The organism is Bacillus sp. LSHTCR4 (assembly GCF_057197025.1).
This window is the reverse complement of the sequence record NZ_JBXUNO010000002.1, coordinates 433,853-457,558: the sequence shown is the minus strand read 5'-3', so window position 1 is coordinate 457,558 and position 23,706 is coordinate 433,853. Positions and strand designations below refer to the sequence as shown.

22 protein-coding genes and 1 other annotated feature are annotated in these 23,706 nt (G+C 37.5%); of the genes, 3 read left to right on the top strand and 19 right to left on the bottom strand.

The genetic code is table 11. The annotated features are described in order from the left end of the window. Nucleotides 1–170: 170 nt before the first annotated feature. From aspS to AC2CGR_RS15985, 10 genes are all read right to left on the bottom strand, one after another. Complete coding sequence (gene aspS / locus AC2CGR_RS16030) at nt 171–1,946, bottom strand: aspartate--tRNA ligase (protein WP_087965859.1); 1,776 nt, start codon at nt 1,944–1,946, stop codon at nt 171–173. Nucleotides 1,947–1,958: 12 nt separating this feature from the next. After that, nucleotides 1,959–3,230, bottom strand: a complete 1,272-nt coding sequence (gene hisS / locus AC2CGR_RS16025) for a histidine--tRNA ligase (RefSeq protein ID WP_033656406.1) — start codon at nt 3,228–3,230, stop codon at nt 1,959–1,961. 69 nt (nt 3,231–3,299) lie between these two features. Then, nucleotides 3,300–3,531: a binding site (T-box leader), on the bottom strand. 54 nt (nt 3,532–3,585) lie between these two features. Continuing rightward, on the bottom strand, nt 3,586–3,762 hold the full coding sequence (locus AC2CGR_RS16020) for a hypothetical protein (protein ID WP_001242605.1): 177 nt from the start codon (nt 3,760–3,762) through the stop codon (nt 3,586–3,588). 187 nt (nt 3,763–3,949) lie between these two features. After that, nucleotides 3,950–4,390, bottom strand: a complete 441-nt coding sequence (locus AC2CGR_RS16015; RefSeq protein WP_001266956.1) for a D-tyrosyl-tRNA(Tyr) deacylase — start codon at nt 4,388–4,390, stop codon at nt 3,950–3,952. 17 nt (nt 4,391–4,407) lie between these two features. Continuing rightward, nucleotides 4,408–6,591: a GTP diphosphokinase gene (gene relA / locus AC2CGR_RS16010; RefSeq protein WP_001262809.1), complete on the bottom strand. Its 2,184-nt coding sequence runs from the start codon at nt 6,589–6,591 to the stop codon at nt 4,408–4,410. 209 nt (nt 6,592–6,800) lie between these two features. Next, a complete protein-coding gene (locus tag AC2CGR_RS16005; RefSeq protein WP_000346214.1) occupies nt 6,801–7,313 on the bottom strand; it encodes an adenine phosphoribosyltransferase in 513 nt (170 codons plus the stop codon). Between the two features lie 47 nt (nt 7,314–7,360). Beyond that, nucleotides 7,361–9,700, bottom strand: coding sequence for a single-stranded-DNA-specific exonuclease RecJ (gene recJ, locus AC2CGR_RS16000; RefSeq protein ID WP_087965863.1), 2,340 nt, complete (start codon nt 9,698–9,700; stop codon nt 7,361–7,363). A gap of 101 nt (nt 9,701–9,801) precedes the next feature. After that, nucleotides 9,802–10,695 carry a cation diffusion facilitator family transporter gene (locus AC2CGR_RS15995; protein WP_484481000.1) on the bottom strand — a complete coding sequence of 298 codons (894 nt, stop codon included), beginning with the start codon at nt 10,693–10,695 and terminating at the stop codon, nt 9,802–9,804. 153 nt (nt 10,696–10,848) lie between these two features. Next, nucleotides 10,849–13,113 carry a protein translocase subunit SecDF gene (gene secDF, locus AC2CGR_RS15990; RefSeq protein WP_087965865.1) on the bottom strand — a complete coding sequence of 755 codons (2,265 nt, stop codon included), beginning with the start codon at nt 13,111–13,113 and terminating at the stop codon, nt 10,849–10,851. 269 nt (nt 13,114–13,382) lie between these two features. Beyond that, on the bottom strand, nt 13,383–13,667 hold the full coding sequence (locus tag AC2CGR_RS15985) for a post-transcriptional regulator (protein WP_000886980.1): 285 nt from the start codon (nt 13,665–13,667) through the stop codon (nt 13,383–13,385). A 172-nt stretch (nt 13,668–13,839) separates the two neighbouring features. Here AC2CGR_RS15985 and spoVB point away from each other — a divergent pair, with 172 nt between their 5' ends. Next, nucleotides 13,840–15,399, top strand: a complete 1,560-nt coding sequence (gene spoVB, locus AC2CGR_RS15980) for a stage V sporulation protein B (protein WP_029440003.1) — start codon at nt 13,840–13,842, stop codon at nt 15,397–15,399. Between the two features lie 29 nt (nt 15,400–15,428). On the opposite strand, the gene AC2CGR_RS15975 is transcribed toward spoVB, so the two are convergent. Further along, nucleotides 15,429–16,076, bottom strand: coding sequence for a DUF421 domain-containing protein (locus AC2CGR_RS15975; RefSeq protein ID WP_087965867.1), 648 nt, complete (start codon nt 16,074–16,076; stop codon nt 15,429–15,431). A 102-nt stretch (nt 16,077–16,178) separates the two neighbouring features. Between AC2CGR_RS15975 and AC2CGR_RS15970 the strand changes: the two genes are divergently transcribed. Continuing rightward, entirely contained in the window at nt 16,179–16,562 is a 384-nt protein-coding gene (locus AC2CGR_RS15970; RefSeq protein WP_000349152.1) for a TIGR04086 family membrane protein, read from the top strand. 36 nt (nt 16,563–16,598) lie between these two features. Here AC2CGR_RS15970 and yajC read toward each other — a convergent pair whose 3' ends face one another. From yajC to ruvA, 6 genes are read right to left on the bottom strand one after another with little or no spacing between them, the layout of a single operon-like run. After that, on the bottom strand, nt 16,599–16,859 hold the full coding sequence (gene yajC, locus AC2CGR_RS15965; RefSeq protein WP_001068065.1) for a preprotein translocase subunit YajC: 261 nt from the start codon (nt 16,857–16,859) through the stop codon (nt 16,599–16,601). Between the two features lie 27 nt (nt 16,860–16,886). Beyond that, a complete protein-coding gene (gene tgt / locus AC2CGR_RS15960) occupies nt 16,887–18,026 on the bottom strand; it encodes a tRNA guanosine(34) transglycosylase Tgt (RefSeq protein ID WP_000125362.1) in 1,140 nt (379 codons plus the stop codon). Nucleotides 18,027–18,038: 12 nt separating this feature from the next. Further along, nucleotides 18,039–19,091 (bottom strand): tRNA preQ1(34) S-adenosylmethionine ribosyltransferase-isomerase QueA, encoded by a 1,053-nt coding sequence (gene queA, locus AC2CGR_RS15955; protein WP_087965869.1) that lies wholly within the window; start codon nt 19,089–19,091, stop codon nt 18,039–18,041. A gap of 19 nt (nt 19,092–19,110) precedes the next feature. Further along, nucleotides 19,111–19,311, bottom strand: coding sequence for a DUF2905 domain-containing protein (locus AC2CGR_RS15950; protein WP_000138162.1), 201 nt, complete (start codon nt 19,309–19,311; stop codon nt 19,111–19,113). After that, complete coding sequence (ruvB, locus tag AC2CGR_RS15945; RefSeq protein ID WP_000344453.1) at nt 19,308–20,309, bottom strand: Holliday junction branch migration DNA helicase RuvB; 1,002 nt, start codon at nt 20,307–20,309, stop codon at nt 19,308–19,310. The genes AC2CGR_RS15950 and ruvB overlap by 4 nt, the downstream gene beginning before the upstream one ends. Nucleotides 20,310–20,314: 5 nt before the next feature. Continuing rightward, nucleotides 20,315–20,932 (bottom strand): Holliday junction DNA helicase RuvA, encoded by a 618-nt coding sequence (gene ruvA, locus AC2CGR_RS15940; RefSeq protein WP_000464508.1) that lies wholly within the window; start codon nt 20,930–20,932, stop codon nt 20,315–20,317. Nucleotides 20,933–21,120: 188 nt separating this feature from the next. Between ruvA and AC2CGR_RS15935 the strand changes: the two genes are divergently transcribed. After that, a complete protein-coding gene (locus AC2CGR_RS15935) occupies nt 21,121–22,065 on the top strand; it encodes an iron-hydroxamate ABC transporter substrate-binding protein (RefSeq protein WP_484480999.1) in 945 nt (314 codons plus the stop codon). Nucleotides 22,066–22,078: 13 nt separating this feature from the next. Here the strand turns inward: AC2CGR_RS15935 and AC2CGR_RS15930 are convergent, their stop codons facing one another. Together AC2CGR_RS15930 and AC2CGR_RS15925 are read right to left on the bottom strand one after the other, a co-directional pair. Next, entirely contained in the window at nt 22,079–22,606 is a 528-nt protein-coding gene (locus tag AC2CGR_RS15930; protein ID WP_087965873.1) for a BofC C-terminal domain-containing protein, read from the bottom strand. A gap of 120 nt (nt 22,607–22,726) precedes the next feature. After that, nucleotides 22,727–23,656, bottom strand: a complete 930-nt coding sequence (locus AC2CGR_RS15925; protein ID WP_484480998.1) for a DMT family transporter — start codon at nt 23,654–23,656, stop codon at nt 22,727–22,729. Between the last annotated feature and the right edge of the window lie 50 nt (nt 23,657–23,706).

The window sequence follows — 23,706 nt, the reverse complement described above, 5'->3', positions numbered from 1 at the left end:
CCGAGCAGATCGAGGCGCTGAAGCCAGGAGGAGCGCAGTGTAGCTTTAACTACTCGAGCACCGGACTGGCGAGGCAACGATGAGATGCGACAGTTATCTGAACCGGACTTTTTAAACTTCCTCTCAAAAAAAGTCTAGATGGTATTAGTATAACCATCTAGACCCTATTCTTACTTCTCTTCTTTTAAGCTTAATTTTAAGTTTAACTCTTCAAGTTGCGCTTCTGCAACTGGGCTTGGAGCTTCTGTTAATAAGCAGCTTGCGCTTGCTGTTTTCGGGAACGCAATTGTATCACGAAGGTTCGTACGACCTGCAAGTAACATAACAAGACGGTCTAAACCTAATGCGATACCGCCGTGTGGTGGCGTACCGTATTCGAATGCTTCTAATAAGAATCCGAATTGCTCTTGTGCTTCTTCTTGTGAGAATCCAAGTGCTTTGAACATTTTTTCTTGTACGTCACGCTCGTAAATACGAAGTGATCCACCGCCAAGCTCATAACCGTTTAATACAAGGTCATATGCTTGTGCACGTGCTTTTTCTGGTGCTGTTTCTAATAGCTCAACGTCTTCACGGAATGGCATTGTGAATGGGTGGTGAGCTGCGAAGTAACGATCTGCATCTTCATCGTACTCAAGAAGTGGCCAATCTGTTACCCATAGGAAGTTAAATTTACTTTCGTCAATTAACTCAAGCTCTTTACCTAGACGTAAACGAAGTGCGCCTAAGCTATCTGCAACAACGCTCTTCTTATCTGCTACGAATAGTAATAAGTCACCAGCAGTAGCTTCTAATGTGCTCATTAACACATTTGCATCTTCTTCACCGAAGAATTTCGCAATCGGTCCTTTTAAGCCGTCTTCTTCCACTTTAAGCCAAGCTAAACCTTTTGCACCGTATACTTTTACGAATTCAGTTAATGCATCAATGTCTTTACGAGAGTATTTGCCCGCAGCACCTTTTGCATTAATTGCTTTTACTTGTCCGCCGCTTTCTACAGCACTTGTAAATACTTTAAAGCCACAACCTGCTGCAAATTCAGATAGGTCTGTTAGTTCCATTTCAAAGCGTGTATCTGGCTTATCAGAACCGTAACGAGCCATTGCATCAGCATATTTCATACGAGGGAACGGTGCACTCACTTCTACACCTTTTGCATCCTTCATAACTTTCGTCATCATGCGCTCCATCATATCTAAAATTTCATCTTGTGTTAAGAATGAAGCTTCAATATCGATTTGCGTGAATTCTGGTTGACGATCCGCACGTAAATCTTCGTCACGGAAACAACGTGCTACTTGATAGTAACGCTCAAATCCGCCGACCATAAGAAGCTGTTTAAATAGCTGTGGAGACTGTGGTAATGCATAGAATTCACCATCATGTACACGGCTTGGTACTAAATAGTCACGAGCTCCTTCTGGTGTGCTCTTCGTTAAAATTGGTGTTTCCACTTCTAAGAACTCTTCTGTGTCTAAGAAGTTACGGATTGTTTTCGTTACGTCATGACGCATTTTGAATGTGTTAAACATTACCGGACGACGTAAGTCTAAATAACGATATTTTAAACGTACATCTTCTGATGCATCTGTATCATCAGCAATAATGATTGGCGTTGTTTTCGCTGCATTTAATACGTTTACTTTCGTTGCTTGTACTTCAATACGACCAGTTGCCATATTGTCATTAATTGCGCCTTCACCACGCTCAACAACTGTACCTTCTACGTGTAATACGTATTCGCTACGAATTGTTTCTGCTACTTCTAACGCTTCTTTTGATGTTTCTGGGTTAAATACAACTTGTACGATACCTGTACGGTCACGTAAGTCGATAAAGATTAATCCACCTAAGTCACGGCGTTTTTGTACCCAACCTTTTAATTGAACTGTCTGTCCAACTGCTTCTACTGTTACTTTTCCACATGCATGTGTTCTTTCAGCCACTGTAAGTTCCCCCTATATTAATTTCTCTGCTACGTATGAAGCGAATACATCTAATGCTACTTCTTCTTGTTCGCCTGTTGCCATATCTTTCAAGTTAATGATGCCTTTATCTAGCTCATCTTCCCCTAATACAGCTACAAATTTCGCTTTTAGACGATCTGCTGATTTAAATTGTGCTTTCATTTTGCGATCTAAATAATCTTTTTCAACTGATAATCCAGCTTTACGAAGATCAAACGCAACCTTTGCAGCATGGTCTTTTGCTTTTTCACCAAGCGCTACAACGTAACAATCGATACTATGTTCAATTGGTAATTCGATGTTTTCAGCTTTTAGCGCCATAATTAAACGCTCGATACTCATCGCAAAACCGATACCTGGCATTTCTGGTCCACCGATTTCTTGTACAAGTCCGTTATAACGACCACCACCGCTTAATGTAGTGATAGCACCGAAACCTTCTGCCTCACTCATAATTTCAAAAACAGTGTGTTGGTAGTAGTCTAAACCACGTACTAAGTTCGGATCTTTTTCAAATGGAACATCCATCATCGTTAATAGTTCTTGAACTTTGTCATAGTATACTGCTGAATCTTCGTTTAAGTATTCTGTAATAGATGGTGCTGTTCCCATTAATTCATGGTTACGGTCCTTCTTACAATCTAAAATACGAAGAGGGTTCTTTTCTAAACGAGATTGACAGTCAGAACAGAACTCGCCGATACGTGGCTCGAAGTGTGCGATTAACGCATCACGGTGCGCTTGACGGCTTGCTGCATCACCTAAGCTGTTTAATACAACTTTAATATTTTTTAAGCCCATGCCGCGATAAAACTCCACAGCAAGTGCAATTACTTCTGCATCAATTGCAGGATCGTTACTGCCGATTGCTTCAATACCGAATTGTACGAATTGACGATAGCGACCTGCTTGTGGTCTTTCATAACGGAACATTTGGCCGATATAGTATAATTTCGTTGGTTGTGTTGCGTCACCGAACATTTTATTTTCAACGTAAGAACGTACAACAGGTGCAGTACCTTCTGGACGTAATGTTAAACTACGCTCTCCACGATCTTGGAATGAGTACATTTCTTTTTGTACGATATCTGTCGTATCACCAACACCACGTAAAAATAGCTCAGTGTGTTCAAAAATTGGTGTACGAATTTCTTTATAATTGTAACGACGGCAAATTTCGCGTGCTTGCCCTTCGATATACTGCCATAACTCAACAGTGCCTGGAAGAATATCTTGCGTTCCGCGTGGGATTTGAATAGACATATTCAGTTCCTCCTCAAATTGTTTTAATCTTAATAAAAATAAAAAAACTCCCGCCTCTACTGTATAAACAGTAGGGACGAGAGTATTATACCCGTGGTGCCACCCTAATTGAAGCACGTATGCTTCCACTTTTTTTAATAACGCTTAAATGTGCGTTCATCTCTACTAAGCGTATATGCCGTTCAAGTTGAAACCTCTAGAGTGTCATTCAATCAGTCATCATGCAGAAATGTTTTCAGCCTAAGACATTTCTTCTCTTTCCATGTGTGTCTCATTTACTCTTCTCTATCAACGGTTATATTCATATGTAAATATAAAATTACTATACGTTTGTTCAGTAGGATTGTCAAGTATTCTAAGAGCGTTCAATCTGCTTCTTTAGACGCTTTACATCTTGAAGAGAAATGCCAAACTCAGAAGCAAGTTCCATTGAAGTATTGTTTTGCTCTTTCGAAATAAAATCATGAAAATTTACGTTAAACAGTTGATTTGCACCATTTGTAACAGAATGCCCTTTTTCATTCATACGCATACGTATATCCCTCACATTCAATATGGATGTTTTACTTTTTATTGTTCCATATTGAAGAGAGAGTTATACATAACTGAAACAGCTATTAATTCTAAAAATAAGAATCCAACTAGCGGAATAAATGAACAAAACATACAACAATGTATAAAAAAGAGAGGATGATTTCACCCTCTCTTCTTAAGCAACACTATTTACTTTCCACAATTAAGGTCACCGGACCATCATTGATTAATGAAACATCCATCATTGCTCCGAACTTTCCTGTTTCTACATGCAACCCTTGCTTACGAACTTCTTCATTAAAGAAATCGTATAAACGCTCTGCATAGTCAGGTTTGGCAGCATCCATAAAGTTTGGACGTCTTCCCTTGCGGCAATCTCCGTATAATGTGAATTGCGAAATTGATAGAACTTGTCCTTCTACATCAAGTACAGAATGATTCATCTTTCCGCTCTCATCTTCAAAAATACGTAAGTTCGCAATTTTTTCTGCAATGTAAGTTGCATCTTTTTCTGTATCTTCATGCGTAATGCCAACTAGTAATGTTAAACCGAACGGAATTTGTCCTACGATCTCACCGTCTACTGTGACAGACGCTTCTTTTGATCGTTGTAAAACAACTCTCATCTTTTCTACACTCCCTATTAATGCATCATGCGTCGTACTGCATAAATTTCTGGAACACGTTTAATGCGTTCTACTACTTTTTTCAAGTGTTGTAAGTTACGAATAGAGATTGACATATTAATTGTCGCCATCTTATTACGGTCACTTCTACCAGAAACTGCCGAAATGTACGTTTTCGTCTCTGTAACAGCTTGTAATACTTCATTTAATAAACCACGGCGATCGTAACCTGAAATTTCAATATCAACGTTATACTCAATTTCTTTTTCAGGGCTACCTTCCCACTCTACTTCTAATAAACGTTCTATAGCTTCTTCTGTATGAACATTTACACAATCACGGCGGTGAATCGATACGCCTCGGCCTTTCGTAATATACCCAACGATATCATCGCCTGGTACTGGGTTACAGCATTTTGATAAACGAATTAATAAATTATCCGCACCACTTACTTTAACGCCAGAATCCCATTTTCGAATTTTCATCGGTTTACGAACTTCTTTAACTTCAACAATCTCTTCTTCTTCACGTTGCTTACGGAACTTGTCCGTCAGTCGTGTAACAATTTGTGATGCAGTGATGCCATTATATCCAACTGCTGCAAACATATCTTCTTCATTTGCAAAGTTGAATTTTTCAGCAACACGTTTTAAATTGTCAGGAGCTAACACTTCTTTCATCTCATACTCTAGGCTACGTACTTCTTTCTCAACAAGTTCACGGCCTTTTTCAATATTTTCATCTCTACGTTGCTTCTTAAAGAATTGACGTATTTTGTTTTTTGCATGAGATGTTTGAGCTAGTTTCACCCAATCTTGACTTGGTCCATACGAATGTTTCGATGTTAAAATCTCAATAATGTCACCTGTTTTTAATTTATAATCAAGTGTCACCATTTTCCCATTTACTTTTGCACCAATTGTTTTATTCCCAATCTCTGAATGCACGCGATATGCAAAGTCAATCGGAACAGATCCAAGTGGTAATTCCATTACATCGCCTTTCGGTGTAAAGACGAATACCATGTCAGAGAATAAATCAATTTTTAACGACTCCATAAACTCTTCTGCATTAGAAGCTTCATTTTGCCATTCTAATATTTGACGGAACCATGTAAGTTTCTTCTCTAATGTGCCTGTTGTTTCTGCTGTTTTTCCTTCTTTATACGCCCAGTGTGCCGCAATCCCGAATTCTGCAATCTCATGCATTTCTTTCGTACGAATTTGCACTTCAAGTGGATCACCTTTCGGCCCAATTACAGTCGTATGAAGAGATTGATATAGATTTGCTTTCGGCATTGCAATATAATCTTTAAAACGACCTGGCATCGGCTTCCAGCACGTATGAATAATTCCAAGTACTGCATAACAATCTTTAATACTATTTACAACGACACGTACAGCTAATAAATCGTAAATTTCATTGAACTGTTTATTTTGCAGTGCCATTTTACGATAAATACTATAAATATGTTTTGGTCTTCCAGAAATTTCAGGTTGAATTGCAACTTCGTCTAATTTCTCACGAATACCAGTCATTACTTCGTCTAAATACTCTTCACGTTCTGCACGTTTACGCTTCATTAAATTTACAATACGATAATATTGCTGTGGATTTAAATAGCGAAGTGACGTATCCTCTAGCTCCCATTTAATAGTACTAATTCCGAGTCTATGTGCTAAAGGTGCAAAGATTTCTAACGTTTCATTCGCAATGCGACGCTGCTTCTCTTGAGGCAAATGTTTCAATGTACGCATGTTATGAAGACGATCAGCTAGTTTAATTAAAATAACTCGAATATCTTGAGCCATTGCAATAAACATTTTGCGATGGTTTTCTGCTTGTTGTTGCTCATGAGATTTATATTTAATCTTCCCGAGCTTTGTTACACCATCGACAAGCATAGCAATTTCTTTATTAAATTCCCGTTCAATATCTTCTAATGTAATCTCTGTATCTTCTACTACATCATGTAAGAAACCTGCTGATACTGTAGCTGGATCCATGTGTAAATCAACTAAAATACCTGCAACTTGAATTGGATGAATAATGTACGGTTCACCCGATTTTCTGTATTGTTCGCTATGTGCATCGCGTGCATATTCATAGGCACGTGCTACTAGCTCAATATCTTCATCCACTAAATATTGACTTGCTTTCTCGAGTACCTGTTCAGCTGTTAGTACCTGCTCATTTGCCATCGAATCACCTTTTATTGAAAATTGACTTTATCTTTATTAAATAGAATAAATTATATTCTATCATTATAACCCAATGATTGTGAATTGTGAAAAGGAAAAGATTTTACTGACATTTCACCATAATTTTTTGTTCAATTATACAAAAGTACCCGCTCCTCTCCAAGAGATTCACGGGTACTTCTTATCACCGTAGTTTTACTATATAGTAATTAGTATTTTTCTAATACTAATACATCGTAACCATCTAACATTTTACGACCATCTAAGTAAGTAAGTTCTACTAAGAATGCAATTCCTGCTACAACTCCGCCTAGCTCTTCAACTAGCTTAATTGTCGCTTCGATTGTTCCACCTGTAGCTAATAGATCATCTGTAATTAATACGCGTTGGCCTGGCTTAATTGCATCTTTATGGATTGTTAAAACATCTTTACCATATTCTTTACCGTAGTCAACTGTAATTACTTCACGTGGTAATTTTCCTAATTTACGAACTGGCGCAAATCCTACTTCTAATGCGTAAGAAACTGGGCAACCGATAATAAAGCCACGAGCTTCTGGTCCTACTACAAGGTCGATGTCTCTCTCTTTTGCATACTCAACGATTGCATCTGTTGCTGCTTTGTATGCTTTACCGTCGTTCATTAGCGGTGTAATGTCTTTAAACACGATACCTTCTTTCGGATAGTCCGGTACAATTGCGATATGTTGCTTGAAATCCATATTTCTGAATCCTCCTCAGATCTAAAAGGTTTGTAAATACAAATCCTTTACCCTAACTGTTCTACTTCTTTATGATTACGAATCGTTTCAAACCATGTATATAGTTGCTGATATGTGCTATAAACCAATTCTTTTTCTAATTGTAAGTGGTTCATTTTCTCACGATATGTGTTCGATTCAATTAAATCACGCTTTTGTTTTTTGTCTGCCATAAAAATGACGCCATCTTTTATTGTAACAAATTCTAACTCAAAAAACACCTGTGTCATGAAATTTACTGTATCTTTTGACCAACCTTTATGTTGACATAGTTGTTCTCCATATTGTCTTAAAGAAAATGGTGATTTTTGGCTCAAGAACGAATAATACCATTTAAAGTGTTCTCTCGTTGGAACAGTACTAAATAAATGATTATTCTCTTGATAAAATAGTGTATAGATTCGCGAAGGGAACCCTACTTTAAATAGCTCTCGTAATTCATCTGTTCCTTTTGGTAAATCAAGGAACACGATGTATTGATCATCTAATTCTGTTACTTCTGATGCATGCATCATATACTCTTTATAGTCTTCTAAAGAAAATTTATGCAATACCTCTTCAGAAAAATACACCATCGTTATTTTTTCTTTCGGAAGTTCTGCTACATTTGCTTCTACGTTACGCATACTGCGCCAATCAAATAATTGCCATGCCTCTACAGCAATATCTTGTACCATTAGTTGTGGCTTCTTAAAATTATTCCATTCATTAATAGACGCTTCCCCAATTACAGAGACCTTTGCAACTGGAGAGATTTCTTTCGCATATGCGCCAAAACCGAATCCAATTGTATCCAATGTTGCTTGTCCATCACGAAGAGCCATTTTTAAATGAGAACCGTCTGATCCAATTGCACGAATACTTTCTAACTCTGCATCCTTCACCGCAATACGTGGCTTTGGATTTCCAACACCAAATGGCGCCAACTTTTGCATATCCTCGATTGCTGCAAGTGTTACGTCCTCCACTTTACAAAAAGCATCAACAGCTGTAATCGGAATAAAATCTTCTTCTGTTAAAATTGTATCTGCTTGTTCATTTAAGCGGCGGCGTAATTCATCTACATCATTCATATGCAGCGTCATTCCCGCTGCCATCGGATGTCCCCCAAAGTGTGGCAATAACTCTCTACAATCTGACAAGTTTGCAAACAAATCGAATCCTGCAATACTACGCGCTGAACCTTTTGCAGTTTCTTTTACAGGATCAATGCATAATACAATCGTTGGACGATAAAAACGTTCAACTAATTTAGAAGCGACAATTCCAATTACACCTGGATTCCATCCTTCTTTTGCAAGCACTAATACTTTATTGTCTTCAGGCGGGAAATTCGTTTCCACTTCGGCGATAGCTTCTTCTGTAATTTTCTTTACAATATCTTTTCGCAGTTTGTTCAGCTCATCAATTTCTTCAGCCAACTCTTTCGCTTCTTCCGGATCCTCTGATAATAAAAGATGTACAGCCGGCGTAGCATCTTCTAAACGTCCAACTGCATTAATACGAGGTGCGATTGAGAAGCCAATACTCTCTTCTGTAATTTCACTTTGCGAAACGTTAGCAACTTTAAATAGCGCCTTTAGTCCTATATTTTTCGTCATGCGCATATGTTTTAAACCGCGCTTCACTAGCAATCTATTCTCACCATGAAGTGATACTAAATCAGCCACTGTACCAATTACTGCAATTTCTAATAAATGTTCTGGTACACGGCCCAGTAGTGCATGCGCAACTTTAAACGCAACACCAACGCCCGCTAAATAGTGAAACGGATACATACCGCCATCTAATTTCGGGTGAATAATCGCAAGTGCTTCTGGCAATTCTGGTGGCGGCTCATGATGATCTGTAATAATTAGATCTATCCCAAGTTCCTTCGCTACTTTCGCTTCATGTACAGCTGCGATACCAGTATCGACAGTAATAATTAATGAGAATCCTGCGCTATGTGCCCAACGAAATGCGTCTTCGTTTGGTCCATATCCTTCTGTAAAACGGTTTGGAATATAAAATTCTACATCTGCACCTAATTCTTGCAAGGCAAGATATAACACAGTCGTACTACTTACTCCGTCCGCATCGTAGTCACCAAATATTAATATTTGCTCTCCATTTTGAATCGCCTTATTTACACGTTCTACCGTTCTATCCATTCCTTCTAATAAAAATGGATCATGAAATTCTTGATTTTCTGTATTTAAAAAATCTAAAATCTTATCTTCTGTATCTAATCCTCTACCGAGGAATAACGAAACGACAAGTGGTGATAATTGTAATTTACTTGCTAATTCACTCACTTGCTCGCCATTATATTCTTTTTCTTTCCAACGCGTCTTCGGTTGTAACACGAAATCACCCCTTAACCTGTTCATTATACAAGACAGATTAAGGGGTGACAATATAATGCAAACTACGATGCAATATCTATATACTAAAATGTTAATAATGTTTAATTTGGAGAATACGGATTTATATGTACAAACACATTTTGTACGTTATCTTGTTTCATAAGCGTTTCTTTCACATGCTTTCCAATGCGATGCCCTTCTTCTACAGTAATGTATGGATCTACAGAAACTTTAATATCAACAATAACGTAATGACCATGTTCCCTTGCGTATAAAGAACCAATTTTTTTTACACCATCTATTTGAAGTACTGCTTCTCTAAGCGGAATAACATCTTCCTCATGAAGCACATGATCAAGCGTTGCATGAATTGCTTCTGCCCCAATACTCCATGCCATTTTTGCAACAAGAAGCGAAACAAATAACCCTGCAATTGGATCGGCATACACAAGCCAATCTAACCCGAACTTACCACCAATAATCGCTGCACAAATACCGATTAAAGCTGCAATTGAAGAAAATACATCTGAACGGTGCTCATATGCATTTGCAATAATTGCATCACTATTTACTCTTTTCCCTAATCGAAATTTATATTGAAACATTCCTTCTTTCACAACAATCGAAAGAACGACAGCAAAAATCGTAATCCCTTTCGGTGGTTCTAGTTCCTGCGAAAAAGCTTTTATGGACGAAATCGCTATCTCGATTCCCACAATAAATAATAATACTGCAACAATAATCGCTGAAATCGATTCCGCTTTACCATGACCATACGGATGATCTTCATCGGGCGGCTGCTTTGCTGCTCGTAACCCAAACAGTACAGCTAGCGAACCAATTACATCTGATGCAGAATGCACCGCATCTGCTAATAGCGCTTTACTGTTCCCAATATAACCAATTACCGCCTTTATAATCGCTAATAGAATATTACCAACGATCCCGACAATAGCACCAAACTCGGCCTGTTTAAAACGTTCATCTTTTTCCATAATTAAAATCCCTTCTTTTCTTAACCTATCTTTTTATTGTAACAAAAACAGCGATACCATCACCACTTTCTTCCATTTTATCATTTCAAAGTAACTATCTTATTGTATCCACAAACGAAAAAAGAGATGCCTCATAAAGAGACATCATCTTTTTTATACTTGCGGTTCAGATTCTACTTTCTCAACCTTTTTCTTGTTTTTGCCCTTTTTCAAACGACGGTTTTCAAGCATTAACCAAATTTGAGAAGCAACGAAAACAGAAGAATACGTACCTACAACTAATCCAACAAGTAACGCAAACGAGAAGTTACGTAGTGACTCACTACCGAAGATAAGCAGTGCAATTACTGGGAATAACACTGTTAATACGGTATTAATCGAACGACCAAGCGTTTGACGAATACTCGCATTTACGATTTCTTCTAAGTCTTTTATATCGCGTACTCGTTTTTTCTGTTTGTATAATTCACGGTTTCTATCGAATGTAACGATCGAGTCATTAATAGAATAACCGATGATTGTTAATACCGCAGCGATAAACGTTAAGTCTACCTCTAATTGGAAAATACTAAATATAACAATCATAACGAATGCATCATGTAATAATGCAAGTACTGCAGATAATGCGTACGTAAATCGGAATCGAATACTTACGTATAAAATGATAACCGCAGAAGCGATTAATACTGCGATAAATGCATTTCGTGCAATTTCTTTACCGATTGTCGGCGAAACTGTACTTACGTTTGGATCTGTACCATATTTATCGTGGAAGAATGTTTTTGTTTTCGCAATTTCATCTTTTGATAGAACACCTAATGTACGAACTGCGAATCCTTTATTGTCATCTCCAGTCGGTACAATGTTTTCTTCCTTCACATCAATGTTCAATTCTTTAAAATCTTTATAAACATCAGACACAGTAACTGCTTGTTTTGATTGCAAGTCGATACGTGTACCACTCGCAAAGTCAATACCAAGATTCAATTTGAAAATTGGTAAAATAATTGCACCTGCAATTACAACTACAATCGAGAAAACAAGGAATTTATGACCGATATTTACGAAGTTAATACGATCAAATCTTGTCGGTGGGTGTACTACACCTTTTGTTAATGGAATAATATCCTTTTGTTTCACACCAAAGTATCCTGGTTTTTTATCGAAGTAACGGCTCTTTACAAGTAAACTTAGTAAGAAACGAGTACCGAATACGTTCGTAATGAAACCGACTAAAATACTTACGATTAAACTTGTTGCGAACCCTTTTACAGAACTATTACCATAAACGAATAATACACCAGCTGCCGCAAGAGTCGTAACGTTTGCATCTAAAATTGTTGCTAATGAACGATGGTTACCAGCACGGAATGCTGACATCATTGACTTACCAATTTTCAGTTCTTCTTTCAGTCTCTCGTACGTAATAATATTCGCATCAACGGCGATACCTACCCCGAGCACTAACGCCGCAATACCTGGCAACGTAAGAACTGCATGCATCCAGTTAAAGACAAGTAATGTAACGAAAATGTATAGACCTAACATAATAACCGCTACAAGTCCTGGTAAACGGTAGAATACAAGCATAAATAAGAAGATAAGAGCGATACCAATCGCACTAGCGAAAATTGTTTGCTCTAATGCTTGTTGACCAAACTTCGCCCCAACAGATGTTGAATACATTTCTTTTAAATCAACAGGAAGTGCACCTGCATTTAATAATGATGAAAGTTGTTTCGCACTTTCAACTGTGAAGTTTCCACCTACGATAGATACTTCAGCTTGGTTAAATACTTGACTTACTGTCGCTGCTGATAAGAACTTCGGATTCGGTTTTGCAGATTCTGCTTTGTATGAATCTTTTCCTTCTTCAAAATCAAGCCAAATTACCATTAAATTCGTTGGTGGTGGCATTTTTGAAATTTTCTCAGTTACTTCACGGAATTTTTCAGCGCTTTTTAGTGTAAGACCTACGCTCGCACGGCCTTGCTCATCAAATGTTTGCTTCGCTCCGCCGCCTTTTAAATCCGTTCCATCCATAAGAAGATTGTCATCTACATCACGGAATGTTAATTTCGCTTGTGTTGATAACATCTCACGTGCTTTTTGCTGATCTTGTACACCAGCAAGCTGTACACGAATACGATCTTGCCCTTCAATTTGAATGTTCGGCTCACTTACACCGAGTACATTGACACGATTTTCAAGGGCACCTACTGTACTTACAAGTGCCTCTCGGTCAATTTTATCACCTTTTTTGGCTGGTTTTACTTCATACAGAATTTCAAAACCACCGCGAAGGTCTAGTCCTAGACTAATTCCTTTTGCTATGTCTTTTCCTGCCGCACCAATTACTCCACCGATTAATAAAACGATGAGGAAAAAGGCGGCAATTCTCGTACCACGCTTTGCCATATGTACCCTCTTTCCGCTACTAACACTTCAAATAAATCTTTTACGATTCACTTTTACACGTGTGCATACGCCTAGTTAGTAGACTTCCTTTCTATAATTTTGCTAGTTCATCACCAGCTGTGTCGGTAAGTTTTTCACAATACCTTCACTTTTATTATTTATTTTTCTCTTCACTACCCCCTTTATATATAATCTTAGACATAATTATTTCCTCATTATCAATACCTATCATTATACTGCAAAAGGAAGAACAAACCAATTGCAGTCGGTTATTTATTTTCATATTCATCAAATGACCAAAGCGGCGCTTGATATGCTTCAACAGTTAAATACGTCATGTATTCATTAGCTGTTACTGTTAATACATCATTAACTAATTCATACAATCTAACGTCGCTGTCTATCTTCTTCCACTTTTTCACTTTAAGAAACTTCCAAATGTCATCATCTGTTACTCGGTCGTAGCCGAACATTTGGAACTCTTCTACTTTACTTTCTAAAACGACTTGTAACTGTCCGCGGTATGATTCTACCAAAGCCTCTCTATCTAACATATATAACATCTCCTTCTTATTTCCGCACGAAAAGTCGCTTTTAATCCCGCTCTAATGGACAGCAATAACTACTTTCAAGAGCACTCTCTTAAATGCTTGTCATTCTTGTCTCGTACGTGCATATAAATTATTGTAAATCATTCCACTGATTTTGAGAAGGTAGGAGAAGACCATGACGAGACAAAGCTTTTTAAAAGGCGCATTTATTTTAATGATAGCCGGCTTTATTACCAAAATCCTAGGATTTATTAATCGTATTGTAATGGCACGTATTTTAGGAGAAGAAGGCGTTGGCCTTTATATGATGGCTGTCCCTACATTTATTCTAGCAATTACATTAACACAAATCGGTCTTCCTGTCGCAATCGCAAAATTTGTAGCAGAAGCGGAAGCTGTGAATGATAAACAAAAAGTAAAAAAAATATTAACCGTATCATTAGCTGTCACATCCGTTATTAGTATCATTTTAACAATTGGAATTATGCTCCTCACACCTATTTTAGCAAAAACATTATTAACTGATGAACGAACGTATTATCCATTAATGGCTATTTTACCTGTCGTTCCTGTTATTGCTGTTTCTTCTGTTTTACGCGGGTATTTCCAAGGGAAACAAAATATGAAACCTAGCGCTTACGCCCAAGTGATAGAACAAGTTGTCCGTATTACAATTATCGCTATCTGTATTCAATTATTTTTACCTTACGGCGTAGAATACGCTGCAGCTGGCGCTATGTTATCAGCCGTTCTCGGTGAAGTGGCATCGTTATTATTTTTACTCACTTTATTCCAGCGCGAAAAACATTTATCTATACGCTCTGGATTTTTCACTACTGTAAAGGAAAGCAAGGGGACATTTTATTCTCTTATGGATATTGCACTTCCAACTACAGGAAGTCGCTTAATCGGTTCCGTTTCCTATTTTTTTGAACCTATCGTCGTTATGCAAAGCTTAGCGATTGCCGGCGTTGCTGCCTCTGTCGCAACCCAGCAATACGGTATATTAAACGGGTATGCATTCCCGCTCCTTTCACTGCCAGCCTTTATTACATACGCTCTTTCGACAGCACTCGTTCCATCTATTAGCGAAGCAATGGCAAAAAGGCAGCATAAATTAGTAGAACACCGCTTACAACAAGCTCTACGCATCTCACTCATTACTGGCGGATGGTCAGTCGTTATATTATACGTATTTGCTTCTCCTGTTTTAACTCTTATGTATGGATCAGATAGCGCAACAGCGTTCATCCAACTTCTTGCACCTTGCTTTTTATTTCATTATTTTCAAAGTCCACTTACCTCTGTTTTACAAGCTTTAAACTTAGCACGCGCAGCCATGATGAATACATTTATTGGCGCAATCGTGAAATTAATCGTTATTTTTGTACTAGCTTCAAGGCCAGAGTTTCAAATGATGGGGGTTGCCCTTGCAATTGCAGCAAATATCGTAACAGTAACATTTCTTCATTACGCTACGGTTTTAAAGAAAATTACATTTACCATTTACGCAAAAGACTATATTTTTGGCGGACTTGCCATCGGTATCGCAGGATCCTTCGGTTTTTACCTTCATAAGTATATGGTTTTCTCTCATTCACTTGGCATACAAACATTATGGGAAATCACTTTAACAACACTCGTTTATATTGTGCTCCTCTTCATTTTCAAGCTCATTCGAAAAGAAGAGTTAAGTCGCCTCCCTATCATTCGAAAACTTTCATTTTTGAAGTAAACGGGCTTACTATTCCATATAGTAAGCCTCTAGTTTTCTTTCAAATCAACAAAAAATTGTCCATTTTGAAAGCTACAGTATAAAATTTTTGTTACATCGTTATAGCCTAATTTTTTTAATTTTTCAACGAGCCACTCATCTGTATGTTCAATCATTTGCAAATGACTAGATTGAATTTCTCCATCAATAATAAGAGGAAGAGTAAACTGCAATACGTCCTGCCCGCCTTTTTGTTTTTGAAAGACAGATAACTTCCCAGATGGTTCTAAAATAGCGTATTCTACATCCCGGATGTCTCCAACCCCTTGTTCCCTTAATTGCATCATTAAATCATCTATATTATAACGTTGCTTTCTCATCTTCTTTTCATCAATCTTCCCCGCATTTACAAGAATAGCCGGCTCACCTTCTATTAAATGCCGAAATCGTTGATACTTTAACGAAATAACTGACAAAATGATTTGTATACACATAAGAAAGGTCATCGGAACTAGTTGGTGCCAAAGTGATTTATCAGTATTTTCAATTGCGACTACAGCCATTTCACCAAGCATAATGAATACGACTAAATCTAATACACTTAGCTCTCCAATTTCACGTTTACCCATAAGACGAAAAATAATTAAGATGATGATATACAAAAGCATCGTCCGGCCAATAATTGATACCCATTCCATTTCTACATCTCCTTTTTACATATAGACTCCCCTTTAAAAAAGAAACTAGTCTAACTTAAGCAAAAGGAAAATATGCTTGTATTAAAAAGGGGGAATGTATAAATGGATGGAACGAAAAAATTATCAACTGCAATCGGCTTCGGTATCGTTACCCTATTAATCCTCGCAACAGTTACTAGCATGATTATGGCTCTTTTATTAAAATTCACTGATATGAATGAAGGAACATTAGCTGTCACTATTTTTATACTAGCACTTTTATCTATGCTTATATCCGGGTTTACTGCCGGCAAAAAAGCACAAGGGAAAGGTTGGCTAGTAGGCTTCACAACAGGACTTACATTCACCATACTTGTTTTTCTAGTTAACTATTTAGGCTTCTCTCAAACTTTATCGAACTCACAGTTACTTTATCAATTAGCATTAATGGGTGCGAGTACACTCGGTGGTATTTTCGGTGTAAATATGTCCAAACAAAATAACTAAAAAAGGCCCTGCACATTTCATGCAGGGCCTTCCTCATTAGTTTTTCACAACTTCACGAATCGCATTACGATCGAAAGTTAAGTGTGAACCACCAGATTTAATAACGATTTTCGTCTCATCTACTGATTCGATTGTACCGTGTAAACCACCGATTGTTACGATAGCATCACCTTTTGCTAACTCACTTTGCATTTGAGCAACTGCTTTTTGACGCTTTTGTTGCGGGCGAATTAATAAGAAATAGAAAATCGCAAACATCGCAACGATCATAACGATATTCATCATACCTGGATTCATCTTTTTTTCCTCCTTTTAAATTATGTATTAGAAGTTTTTAGCATTCGGTTTATTAAAGCCATACTGTTCAAAGAATTCTTCGCGGAAATCGCCAAGACGGTCTTCACGAATAGCTTGTCTCACCTGCTCCATTAAGTTTAACAGAAAATGAAGGTTGTGATAAGACGTTAAACGAATTCCGAACGTTTCATCACATTTCATTAAGTGACGAATGTACGCACGAGAATAATTTTTACATGTATAGCAATCACAATTTGGATCAAGCGGACCGAAGTCTCTTGCGAATTTCGCATTTTTTACAACTAGACGGCCTTCACTTGTCATACATGTACCATTTCGAGCGATACGAGTTGGAAGTACGCAGTCAAACATATCAATACCACGAATTGCACCGTCGATCAATGAGTCAGGAGAACCTACTCCCATTAAGTAACGTGGCTTATTATCCGGAAGAAGTGGTGTTGTAAACTCAAGTACACGGTTCATAATATCTTTCGGCTCACCTACAGATAAACCACCTACAGCGTAACCAGGGAAGTCCATTGAAACAAGGTCTTTTGCACTTTGACGACGAAGCTCTTCAAACTCTCCGCCTTGTACAATACCAAATAAACCTTGATCTTGTGGACGTTCATGCGCTTTTAAACAACGTTCTGCCCAGCGGCTTGTACGCTCTACAGACTTCTTCATATATTCAAAAGTAGCTGGGAATGGTGGACACTCATCAAATGCCATCATAATATCTGAACCTAATGCATTTTGAATTTCCATCGCTTTTTCTGGTGATAAGAATAATTTATCTCCATTTAAGTGGTTACGGAAGTGAACGCCTTCCTCTTCAATACGGCGGAAATCACTTAAACTGAATACTTGGAAACCACCAGAGTCCGTTAAGATTGCACGATCCCAGTTCATAAATTTATGCAAACCGCCTGCTTCACGAATGATTTCGTGACCTGGACGTAGCCATAAATGATACGTATTACTTAAAATAATGCCAGAATCCATTGCTTTTAATTCTTCTGGTGACATTGTCTTAACTGTTGCAAGCGTACCAACTGGCATAAATGTTGGTGTATCAAATGAACCGTGCGGCGTATGTACACGTCCTAAACGGGCACCTGTTTGTTTACAAGTTTTAATAAATTCATAACGAATTGCTGTCATAATTTACTCCTTTTATTTGTTTCCCATTTTAGCGTGAGAGGCAACGAACATTGCATCACCAAAGCTAAAGAAACGATATTTTTCTTTTACTGCTTCATTATAAGCATGAAGTACATTATCTCTATTTGCAAATGCACTTACAAGCATAATTAATGTTGATTTTGGTAAATGGAAGTTTGTAATTAAACCATCAATTGCTTTAAATTCGTAACCTGGGTACATAAAAATGTCTGTCCAGCCAGAAGCAGCACAAAGCTTGCCATCATGATCTGTCGCAATTGTTTCTAACGTACGAGTTGATGTCGTACCTACCGTAATGATACGTCCACCATTCTCTTTTACACGGTTTAATAATGCCGCTGTCTCTTCAGACATATGGTAATATTCTGCGTGCATATGGTGTTCTTCAATCGTATCAGCAGAAACTGGTCTAAATGTTCCAAGCCCTACGTGAAGTGTAATAAATGCTAACTCAATACCTTTTTGTTTTAACTTCTCCAGTAACTCTTCTGTAAAGTGAAGTCCTGCAGTCGGCGCTGCTGCTGAACCGATTTCTTTCGCATATACTGTTTGATAGCGATCGCGATCTTCTAGCGTCTCTTTAATATATGGAGGAAGTGGCATTTCTCCAAGTTCATCTAAAATTTCATAGAAGATGCCGTCATATGAAAATTCAAGCTGACGTCCACCTTGATCTGCAGTTCCTGTGCAAGTTGCTTTTAATTTCCCTTCGCCAAAAGAGATAACAGTTCCTTCTTTTACACGTTTCGCTGGCTTAACAAGCGTCTCCCACTTATCACCTTCTTCTTGTTTTAAAAGAAGTACTTCAATGTGTGCGCCTGTATCTTCTTTCACACCATGCAGACGAGCAGGCATTACCTTCGTTTCATTTAAAACTAAGCAATCCCCCTCATGTAAGTAAGAAAGAATGTCTGTAAAATGTTTATGCTCAATATCACCTGTTTCGCGGTCTAACACCATTAATCTTGATGTTTCACGCTCTTCTAATGGGACTTGTGCAATAAGTTCTTCTGGTAAATGAAAATCAAACAGATTAATATCCATAACTATATCCACCTATTTCTTATTTGAATCGATTTATTATATACATAATAAAAGATAATACAATACTTAACACAATACATGTAATGATAGGAAAATAAAAGGTAACGTTTCCTTTTTTCACAAAAATATCGCCTGGAAGTCTTCCAATGAACTTCCAAGCTAAGCCAACAACGATAAGTAAGATACCTGCTGTAATAAGCAATTTTGGCATCTCCGTCATATTTTTGGCATCTCCATTCCGAAATGCTCATATGCAAGTGGCGTTACAATTCGGCCCCTTGGCGTTCGTTGTAAAAAGCCAATTTGTAATAAATACGGCTCATACACATCTTCAATCGTATGAGATTCTTCTCCAATCGTTGCCGAAACCGTTTCTAATCCAACTGGACCACCGCGGAATTTCTCAATAATACCAAGCAATAATTTATGGTCAATATGATCTAGACCTAATTTATCTACTTGCAGTAGTTCTAACGCCATTTGTGTAATTTCCATCGTAACCGTTCCATTACCACGAACTTGTGCGAAATCTCGTACACGTCGTAATAAACGATTCGCAATACGAGGTGTACCACGAGCACGTCTTGCAATTTCTAGTGCGGCTAACGAGTCAATTTCAACTTCGAATACTTCTGCTGTACGTTCAACAATCTCAGAAAGCTGATCTACTGTGTAATATTCTAATCTTGAAAGCACACCGAAACGGTCACGAAGCGGCGCTGATAATGCACCTGCACGCGTCGTTGCTCCAACTAATGTAAATGGCGGTAAATCTAATCGTACAGACCGTGCTGAAGGCCCTTTTCCAATTACGATATCAAGGCAAAAGTCTTCCATCGCAGGATATAGTACTTCTTCAATTGATCTATGCAAACGATGAATTTCATCAATAAATAATACATCCCCTGGCTGAAGTGCTGTTAAAACAGCCGCTAAATCACCTGGTCTTTCAATTGCCGGTCCTGAAGTTGTTCTAACATTTACGCCCATTTCATTGGCAATAATATTCGCAAGCGTTGTTTTACCAAGACCTGGTGGTCCATATAAAAGCACGTGATCTAGCGTCTCTTCACGCATTTTCGCCGCTTCAATAAACACCTCTAAATTATGTTTCGCTTTATCTTGGCCAATATACTGACGGAGCGTCTGTGGCCGTAATGAATATTCTAAATCCGCATCTTCATATGCAGATTCCCCTGAAAGGAGACGTTCGTCCATTATACTCACCTCTTACCATTTAGTAAAAGACTAAGTGCCTTTTTAATATACTGATCCGTCGTTAATGATTCTTTTAATAACTCTGGTACAACGCGAGAAACTTCTCGTTCCGCGTATCCAAGTGCGCGCAGAGCTTCCAGCGCCTCATCAAGTTCAGCTGACGAACCTTTCTTCTCATCAAAACGTTCTTCGTCTGAGAATAAATCAACAAATGCATCTGGTACAACGTCTGCTAGTTTTCCTTTTAAATCTAAAATCATTTGACGCGCTGTTTTCTTTCCTACGCCTGGGAATTTCACTAAAAACTTCTCGTCTTCATGTTCAATCGCTTGAACGACCTGTCCTGTTTGACCAGAAGCTAATATCGCAAGAGCGCCTTTTGGTCCAATACCAGACACACCTAACAACTTTGTAAATAATAAACGCTCTTCACGTGTTTTAAACCCGTAAAGTGCCATAATATCTTCTCTCACATAATGATATGTATAGACACGGATTTCTTGCTTACTTCTTTGAAATACATACGGATTTGGTGTGAAAATTTGATAACCAATTCCATTATGATCAATTACGACATATTCCGGTCCTACATACTCCACGTAACCTGTAACATATTCAAACAAAATACGATCTCTCCCTCTTAAATCATGTATTCCATTTTAACATATTTAATGATAGAAAAGCGAGACTGCCCCAACAAATGTTCTCTATTTAAACCTTCTGTTATTTTCCATTGACAGAAAGTATAAAGCACATTAATATACAGAAGTCGATAATGATTATCAATACCAATTAAAGGGGTTACATCAGGATGAAACAGAAGTTATTTATTTTATTTACTATTATGCTAGTTGTTCTTTCTATCGTTGGCTGTTCTTCTCAAAAAGAAGAATCAAAAGCAAAAGAACAACCGAAAACAAAAGTGGTAAAACACGCTAAAGGGGAAGCTACAATTCCAGTAAATCCAAAGAGAATTGTTGATTTATCTGGTTCAACGGAAGAATTATTACTTCTTGGGCACAAACCTGTTGGTACAGCAAATACATATAAAGATAAAATCCAAAATCACTTAACAGAAAAATTAGATGGCGTAAAAGCAGTAGGCTGGTACTGGGCACCTAAAGTTGATTTAGAAGCTGTTACTGCTTTAAAACCAGACTTAATTATTTTAAATAATCGCCAATTAAAGATTTATGATCAATTAGAAAAGGTTGCACCGACAGTAGTTCTAGAAACAAACTTAGAAGACTGGCGTGGTAAGTTTAAAGAAGTAGGTAAACTATTTGATGAAGAAAAGAAAGCGGACAAATGGATTGCAGACTACGATAAAAAAGCAGACTCTTTATCTAAAAAGATTAAAGAGAAAACAAAAGATGAGAACTTTATGTTCGTCGCAGTTACACCACAAAACTTACGTGTATACGGTAGCTTCGGGTACGGTGACATCATCTTTAACGACTTAAAACTTCCAGCAATAAAAGGTACAGATTTAAAACAAACGATGGCGCAAGTATCACTAGAAGGTCTTGTTGCATTCCAGCCTGACCAAATGTTTATTGTAAACTTTAGCGGCGAAGCTGATAAAGTTTACGAAGACTACAAAAACAGTGCTGTTTGGAAAGACAATAAAGCTGTGAAAAACAATCATGTATATGAAGTATCAAACGAAAGCTTCAATACGAAAGCTTTCAATCCAATCGGAAAAGATATGCTAATCGATGAAATCGCAAAACAAATTTTAGATAAAAACAAGTAAAAAAAGCAGCTCATCATGAGCTGCTTCTTTTCTTATTTTGCACTGCATATTGCTTCATTTTTTCAATCGTCTTCACAAAACCTTCTTTTGATTTAATACGAATACCACGCTTCAATTTCGCACGCTCATAACTCTCAAGCTTTTTCATATCAATTTGAAAGAAGGAATGAATCGCATTATCACTTTTCGGTACACCTTTAAAAATTTGTAATATTCCTTCCTCTGACACTCCAAAATAACCGCTCGTTTTTAATAACGGAGAAATATCGTCAACTTTCTTTTGTAATACGATTTGTACATCATCACGATCAACGAGCTGCCATTCTTTATACTGCTGTAAAAACTTTTCCAAGTCCGCTACTTTTTCTGTAAAGATTTCCTCACTTACTTCTCCATCAACATACATTCGCTCTAATAAAATTGTAACTTCAGGCTCTTTTTCTGTTACTTCTGGTACTGGCCCTTCCGCCTTCGCATTCGTTCCATTAACGAAACAAAACATAATAACGAAAGCTTGCATCGCAATCAGTATCCATTTCATTTCCGTTCACCTCTTTTAGGCAAGATCATACTTTCATTAGTAGTTTTTCCGGAAATGGGGGTTTTATCCCTAATTCATAGATTGCTCACATCAAGAATTATAGAGTTCAATTATTCCTATTTATTTAGAAGCGTATTGATTATGCGAAAGCTTCTTTATATCTTTATTGGATTTCACCGTTGCTATGTAAACACCAATTAACACAATTATCATTCCAGCTATTTGTTGCCACGTAACAGCTGCTCCATATAAGACAACTGATATACCAGTAGCTACAATAGGAGTTAGATTTAAATACATACTCGTTTTGCTTGCACCTAACTCTTCTACTCCTTTATTAAACACGATATATCCAATTAATGTCCCGCATATGACCATATACAACATTTCTATCCATCCCTGTAAAGAAAATGCCCCAACCTTTCCCCATCCATCTTCATATAGAGAAAGGCCCGCTAAAAACACAGTACCTAATACCGTCATACTCATTGTAGTTAACAAAGGGGAGACACCCCTCATAACTTTTTTGCCTGTTAAGCTATATAACACCCCACAGATTAAAGCAGCTATAAATAAAAGATCTCCCTTATTAAATGACAAAGACATAAGTGTATTCATTGAACCACTCGTAATCACAACTATTACACCGATAAGGGACAAAATTAAACTTATTCCGACTTTTATACTCCAAGACTCTTTAAAAAACAATATTGCTCCTAATGTTACAAAAACGGGCATTGTAGCAATAATAAGCGAGCCATTCAGAGTAGAAGTATAGTTAAGTCCCATAAAGAAAAAAACATTATAGCCAAAAATACCTGTTAATGATACAAATAACAGCCCTTTCCAATTCTTTAATAACAAACTTGTATTCCATTCAGATTTCATAAAAACTATGCCTATTAAAATACAACCTGCTAAACCAAAACGAATTGTTGCCGCAGTGATCGGTGGAATTTCAGTAATAACATGTTCTGCTGATGCAAAAGACCCACCCCAAAACAAAGGAACAAATAACATAATGACATACATACGATTTATTCTGTTCATTTTCATTACCCCTTTTACGCAAACAGGTTTAAAAGTTTAAACTTGTTTGC

Bases quoted from the DNA above. Each gene is read 5' to 3' on its own strand.
- hisS (WP_033656406.1), bottom strand. From the start codon at position 3,230: ATGTCTATTCAAATCCCACGCGGAACGCAAGATATTCTTCCAGGCACT.
- AC2CGR_RS16020 (WP_001242605.1), bottom strand. From the start codon at position 3,762: ATGCGTATGAATGAAAAAGGGCATTCTGTTACAAATGGTGCAAATCAA.
- AC2CGR_RS16015 (WP_001266956.1), bottom strand. From the start codon at position 4,390: ATGAGAGTTGTTTTACAACGATCAAAAGAAGCGTCTGTCACAGTAGAC.
- relA (WP_001262809.1), bottom strand. From the start codon at position 6,591: ATGGCAAATGAGCAGGTACTAACAGCTGAACAGGTACTCGAGAAAGCA.
- AC2CGR_RS16005 (WP_000346214.1), bottom strand. From the start codon at position 7,313: ATGGATTTCAAGCAACATATCGCAATTGTACCGGACTATCCGAAAGAA.
- AC2CGR_RS15995 (WP_484481000.1), bottom strand. From the start codon at position 10,695: ATGGAAAAAGATGAACGTTTTAAACAGGCCGAGTTTGGTGCTATTGTC.
- secDF (WP_087965865.1), bottom strand. From the start codon at position 13,113: ATGGCAAAGCGTGGTACGAGAATTGCCGCCTTTTTCCTCATCGTTTTA.
- AC2CGR_RS15985 (WP_000886980.1), bottom strand. From the start codon at position 13,667: ATGTTAGATAGAGAGGCTTTGGTAGAATCATACCGCGGACAGTTACAA.
- spoVB (WP_029440003.1), top strand. From the start codon at position 13,840: ATGACGAGACAAAGCTTTTTAAAAGGCGCATTTATTTTAATGATAGCC.
- AC2CGR_RS15975 (WP_087965867.1), bottom strand. From the start codon at position 16,076: ATGGAATGGGTATCAATTATTGGCCGGACGATGCTTTTGTATATCATC.
- AC2CGR_RS15970 (WP_000349152.1), top strand. From the start codon at position 16,179: ATGGATGGAACGAAAAAATTATCAACTGCAATCGGCTTCGGTATCGTT.
- yajC (WP_001068065.1), bottom strand. From the start codon at position 16,859: ATGAATCCAGGTATGATGAATATCGTTATGATCGTTGCGATGTTTGCG.
- tgt (WP_000125362.1), bottom strand. From the start codon at position 18,026: ATGACAGCAATTCGTTATGAATTTATTAAAACTTGTAAACAAACAGGT.
- queA (WP_087965869.1), bottom strand. From the start codon at position 19,091: ATGGATATTAATCTGTTTGATTTTCATTTACCAGAAGAACTTATTGCA.
- AC2CGR_RS15950 (WP_000138162.1), bottom strand. From the start codon at position 19,311: ATGACGGAGATGCCAAAATTGCTTATTACAGCAGGTATCTTACTTATC.
- ruvB (WP_000344453.1), bottom strand. From the start codon at position 20,309: ATGGACGAACGTCTCCTTTCAGGGGAATCTGCATATGAAGATGCGGAT.
- AC2CGR_RS15935 (WP_484480999.1), top strand. From the start codon at position 21,121: ATGAAACAGAAGTTATTTATTTTATTTACTATTATGCTAGTTGTTCTT.
- AC2CGR_RS15930 (WP_087965873.1), bottom strand. From the start codon at position 22,606: ATGAAATGGATACTGATTGCGATGCAAGCTTTCGTTATTATGTTTTGT.
- AC2CGR_RS15925 (WP_484480998.1), bottom strand. From the start codon at position 23,656: ATGAACAGAATAAATCGTATGTATGTCATTATGTTATTTGTTCCTTTG.